The organism is Frankia sp. AgPm24 (assembly GCF_023243055.1).
Taxonomy (GTDB): Bacteria; Actinomycetota; Actinomycetes; order Frankiales; family Frankiaceae; genus Frankia; species Frankia umida.
The window spans coordinates 87,810-92,732 of sequence record NZ_JALKFW010000202.1; the positions used below are offsets into that span (position 1 = coordinate 87,810).

At 73.3% G+C, this 4,923-nt stretch carries 5 protein-coding genes; 3 read left to right on the forward strand and 2 right to left on the reverse strand.

Features of this window, described 5'->3' with window-relative positions; genetic code table 11:
* The first annotated feature begins 245 nt into the window (after window positions 1-245).
* The 3 genes from MXD61_RS18195 (at window position 246) to MXD61_RS18205 (ending at window position 2,812) form a co-directional block, all read left to right on the forward strand.
* Complete coding sequence (locus MXD61_RS18195) at window positions 246-1,304, forward strand: aldo/keto reductase (RefSeq protein WP_248814672.1); 1,059 nt, start codon at window positions 246-248, stop codon at window positions 1,302-1,304.
* Between the two features lie 78 nt (window positions 1,305-1,382).
* Window positions 1,383-2,042: a TetR/AcrR family transcriptional regulator gene (locus MXD61_RS18200; protein WP_248814673.1), complete on the forward strand. Its 660-nt coding sequence runs from the start codon at window positions 1,383-1,385 to the stop codon at window positions 2,040-2,042.
* 8 nt (window positions 2,043-2,050) lie between these two features.
* Window positions 2,051-2,812 (forward strand): hemerythrin domain-containing protein, encoded by a 762-nt coding sequence (locus MXD61_RS18205; RefSeq protein WP_248814674.1) that lies wholly within the window; start codon window positions 2,051-2,053, stop codon window positions 2,810-2,812.
* 70 nt (window positions 2,813-2,882) lie between these two features.
* Here MXD61_RS18205 and MXD61_RS18210 read toward each other — a convergent pair whose 3' ends face one another.
* Window positions 2,883-4,070, reverse strand: coding sequence for a globin domain-containing protein (locus MXD61_RS18210; RefSeq protein ID WP_248814675.1), 1,188 nt, complete (start codon window positions 4,068-4,070; stop codon window positions 2,883-2,885).
* Window positions 4,071-4,346: 276 nt separating this feature from the next.
* A complete protein-coding gene (locus MXD61_RS18215; RefSeq protein WP_248814676.1) occupies window positions 4,347-4,790 on the reverse strand; it encodes a carboxymuconolactone decarboxylase family protein in 444 nt (147 codons plus the stop codon).
* Window positions 4,791-4,923 lie beyond the last annotated feature (133 nt).

Consider the following 4,923-nt stretch of genomic DNA (forward strand, 5'->3'; position numbering starts at 1 on the left):
CCGGGGGGCGCCCGCCCGCCGGGGGGGGTGGGCCCCCCCCCCCGGCCCCGCGCCCCCGCGGGGGGCCGGGGGCCGGGAACCGGCAGGGGGGCGACCTCGTCGGTGGGCATGACATCGAAAGTAGACCGACCGTTGTACTCGCGTCCAGTCCGGTGTTACGGTGAAGTCGTCCTCGAGGTAAACCGATCGTTCTACTGCGCTGGATGGCGCCGGCTGGCGCCGTCGGCTGCTGTCGGGAGGTAGCGATGAAGCACACGACGTTCGGCCGGGCCACGGGCCTGCGGGTCAGCGAGCTGGCGCTCGGCGCCGCGAACTTCGGCACCGGGTGGGGTGCCGGCGCCGAGCCGGAGGAGGCCCGGCGCATCCTCGAGCGCTTCGCCGAGGCGGGCGGCACGTTTCTCGATACCGCCGAGAGCTATCAGTTCGGCGAGTCCGAACAGATCCTCGGGCATCTGCTCACCGGCCAGCGGGCGCACTTCACCCTGGCCACCAAGTTCGGCGTGGGCCGCGCGCCCGATGCCGGCGTGCTCGCCACCGGCAACGGGCGGCGTGCGCTGATCGGTGCGGTCGAGGGCAGCCTCACCCGGCTCGGCACCGACTATCTCGACCTGCTGTGGGTGCATTTTCCCGACCCGGTGACGCCGGTGGAGGAGATCATGCGCGGCCTCGATGATCTGGTCCGTTCCGGCAAGATCCTCTATGCGGGCCTGTCGAACTTCCCGGCCTGGCGTACCGCCCGCGCGGCCACCCTGGCCGACCTGCGCGGCCTGGCTCCCGTCACGGCCGTGCAGTTCGAGTACAGCCTGGTGGAACGCAGCGCCGACCGTGAGGTCCTGCCGATGGCCGAGGCGCTGGGCCTGGGCGCGGCACTGTGGTCACCGCTGGGCGGCGGGCTGCTCACCGGCAAGTACCGCACCAGCAGCGCCGGGCGCCTCACCGACCTCGGCCGCGTGATCCACACCGAGGACGAGCCCCGCAAGACCGCGGTGGTCGACGCCGTGCTCGCCGTCGCCGCGGAGCTCGCCGTCCCGCCGGCGCAGGTCGCCACGGCCTGGGTCCGGGAGCGGGCCGCGCGCTCGTCGACCGCGCTCGTCCCGATCATCGGCCCGCGTTCGGTCGCCCAGCTCGACGACTACCTGGCCGCTCTGCAGGTGAGGCTGGAGGACAAGCAGTACCAACGACTCGAGGAGGTCAGCCGCGTCGACCTCGGCCAGCCCCACACCGTCGCAGCCTCCCAGCATCCGGTCACGCTCGGTGGCGCCGAGGCCGCGAGGTCCTTCCGCGCTTACCTCCCGGTCGCCTGAGGCTGCCGCCAGGGGTGTCGGCTAGCCGATTGGACAAACGTCTTGGTAATGAAAGCAGGTCTGTTCTAGGGTTGTGCCATGCCCGATGCCACGCCCACGTCCTCGAGGACGACCGCGACCAGGCCCTACCGGTCCGCGCGACGGGCCCAGCAGGCCGAGCAGACCCGGGCGGCGGTGCTGGCCGCCGCTCGGGATGTGTTCGCCGAGCGTGGCTGGGCCGGCGCCGGTGTTCGGGAGATCGCCGCGGTGGCCGGGGTGTCGGTGGAGACCGTCTACGCCGCGGTCGGCCGTAAGCCGGCGCTGTTCGCCGCGGCCATCGACGGTGCGGTCGTCGGCGACGACGAACCGGTGCCGCTGGTCGAACGGCGCGCGTTCCAGGTGCTGGGGGAGGGGGCGACGCTCGCCGCACGCGCCGCGGCGGCCGCCGGGCTGGTCACCGAGATCAACGGGCGCACGGCGCGGCTCTACCTGGCGTTGCGCGAGGGCGCGGCCAGCGAACCCGATCTCGCCCGCCGCCTCGTCGCCGACGAGGCCAACCGGCGCGTCGAGAACGAGCGCGGCCTGGCCATGGTGCTGTGCCGGGCACCCACGCGGGAGGAGGTCGACCTGCTGTGGGCCCTGTCCAGCGTGGAGATGTACGACGCGCTGGTCACCCGCGCGGGTTGGTCGCCGTCCACCTATCAGGCATGGCTGCAAAGAATGATCATTGGACTGGACGATCAGGAGAGCACCCGATGAGACCCGACATGAACGGCCCCGCGGACACCCGCATCATGGGCATCGTCCACTGGGCGCTGCGCCGAGACCTCACCCGCGTCCGCGCCGCCCTGACCGCCGCCCCCTACCCGGACGGGCCCCGCCGCACGGCCCTGGCCGCCCACGTCGACTGGTTGGTGCGGTTCCTCGACCGCCACCACAGCGGTGAGGACGACGGTCTGTACCCGCAGCTCAGAGCGGCCGTGAGCCCGGCGGACACCGCCCTGGTCGACGCGATGGGCGCCGACCACGAGGCGATCCATCCGGCGATGGAGCGCCTCACCGTCGCGGCCCGCCGCTGGCGGCACGCCGAGCCCACCCCGGGCGCGGCCGCGTCCGAACCGGACGCCGCGCGGCTGGGCCTCGTCGACGCGCTCGACGATCTGGTCGCGGTGTTGTTCCCGCACCTCGAACGGGAGGAGGCCGAGGCGATGCCACTGGTCGCGGCGACCCTCACCCAGCGGCAGTGGTGGGACTGGGACCAGCGCTACAACATCCGCACCAAGTCCCTGCCGCAGCTCGCCGAGGAGGGCAACTGGCTGGTCGACGACCTCGACGTGGCCCGGCGCCAGGTCGTCCTGCACCAGGTTCCGCTGCTTCCGCGGCTGATCGTCCTCTACGGCTTCGGTCCGCGTTACCGGCGTCACGCGGCCGCCCGCTGGGGCGCCGGCTGGATGGACCGGGCGGAGAGCATGGACCGGGCGGAGAGCGCCGAGCGCACCGCCACGGCTGTCGACGCGGTGCGGCGATGAACCGGCTGCCCCGCGCCTGCGAGGTCGTGGCGGCCTCGGCGGCGGCACCGACGGTGGTCTCGGCGGGCGCTCAGGTCGGGTTGCCCGCCCATGGGTCGGGGCCGAAGATCTCGTAGCGGATGTGGTCGGGGGACAGTCCACGGCGCAGCAGGCCGGCGCGGACGTCCCGCATGAACGGCAGCGGGCCGCACAGGTAGACGCGGGCGCCGTCGGGCAGCGGCAGGGCGTCGACGTCGATCTGGACCGGGCTGTGCGGTTCGTAACGGGTGTGCAGCTGGAAGTCCCGCAGCAGGGCACCGATCTCCAGCATCTCCGCCCGCAGCGGATGGTGCTCGGGGGAGCGGTCGGCGTGCGCCGCGACCACCGTGCGCTGCGGGCGCAGCCGAGCGGTGTGACCCATCATCGCGATCATCGGTGTGATGCCGATACCGGCGCTGACCAGCACGAGCGGGTCGGTGCCGGGGGTCAGTGTCACGTCGCCGGCCGGCGGGCTGACGTCCAGCACGTCGCCGACCTTGACCTGCTCGTGCAGATAGGCGGAGACGACACCCTGCGGGGCGGTGCCGACCGCGGGTACCCGGCGCACGGTGATCCGCAGACTGCCCGAACCCGGTGCCCGCGACAGACTGTAGGGGCGGGCCTGGCGGCCGCCGTCGGGCAGGTCCACCGCGACCGTCACGTACTGGCCGGGTCGGAAGGTCGGCAGCGGGTCGAGCCCGGTCGGCAACAGGTCGAAGGACACCACCTCCGGGGTCGCGACCGTACGGGCCGTGACCCGCCAGGGTCGCCACGGCCGCGCCGGATCGGTGCCCATCCGCTGGTAGGCACGTGCCTCCTCGGCGACGAGCGCCGTGGCGAACAGCCAGTAGGCCTCATCCCAGGCGTCATGGACCCGCGGTGTGACCGCGTCCCCGAGCACCTCGGCGACCGCGGCCAGCAACTGCCGTCCCACCAGCGGGTACTGCTCCGGCGCGACACCCAGCGAGGCGTGCCGATGCGCGATGCGGCGCACCACCGCGTCGAACGGGCGTCGCGGCTCGCCCAGCAGGTGTTCCGTGAAGGCGACCAGTGCGGCGGCCAGCGCCCGCTGCTGGGCGCCGCTGGCCTGACCGCTGCGGGAGAACATCGGCGCGACCCGCGGATGCGTCGAGAGCAGTCGCCGGTAGAACACGGCGCTGATCTGTTCGGCATGCTCGGCGACCACGCCGGCCGTCGCCCGCAGGACCGCGGCGGACTGTTCCGTCGGGACGGCGCTCATCCGGCCTCAGCTCCGCTTCTACACGTCGTAGTAGCAAACCGCTTCACCGTAGTGACGCCCGATCGCCCCTGTCCCCGCCTGGCCGCACCTGCTCGCTCGCACGGGCGGTCCCATCGCCGCCACCTGCACGTTCACGGACCCGCACCCCGGCTGACCCCGCCGGTCAACCACCCATCGGTGACCTTGCCCGCGCTCGCAGGTGCCGGTGCTCGCGGGTGCCGGCGTCACGGTGTCACGGTGTCGAGGTCTCGATGGGCGGCGCCGCGTCGGACGGGATCAGACGTCCAGGGGCGGTTGGGCGCGGGTCGGGATGGCGATGCGGTTCCAGGCGTTGATCGTGACGATGGCGAGGATCAGGTTGGCGGTCTCCTCCTCCGACCAGTGCTTGGTGACAGTCGCCCAGGTGTCGTCGCTGACACCGTCCGGGCCGAGCCGGGTCACCTCGTCGGTCAGCGCCAGCGCGGCCCGTTCCCGCTCGTCGAAGAACGGCGCGTCGTGCCAGGCGGCGACCGCGAACAGCCGCCGGGCGGACTCACCGGCGGCCAGGGCGTCCCGGCTGTGCATGTCCACGCAGAACGCGCAGCCGTTGAGCACCGACGCGCGCAGCTTCACCAGCTCCAGCACGGTCGCGTCCACATGCCGCCGGACGTGGGCCTCCAGCCCCAGGACCGCCTTGTACCCCTCCGGTGCCACCTCGGCGATGTTCATCCGCTGTGTCATCGTGCGCCTCCTTCGGTCGAACGTCTCCGGGCCGGCCGCGGCAGGGCCCAGCCGGCGGGCGCGCCCCCCCAGGCGCGGCCCGGCGTCGCCCGCGCCGCGGCCCCCCCCCCCCAAGGACGGGGGGGGCACGCGA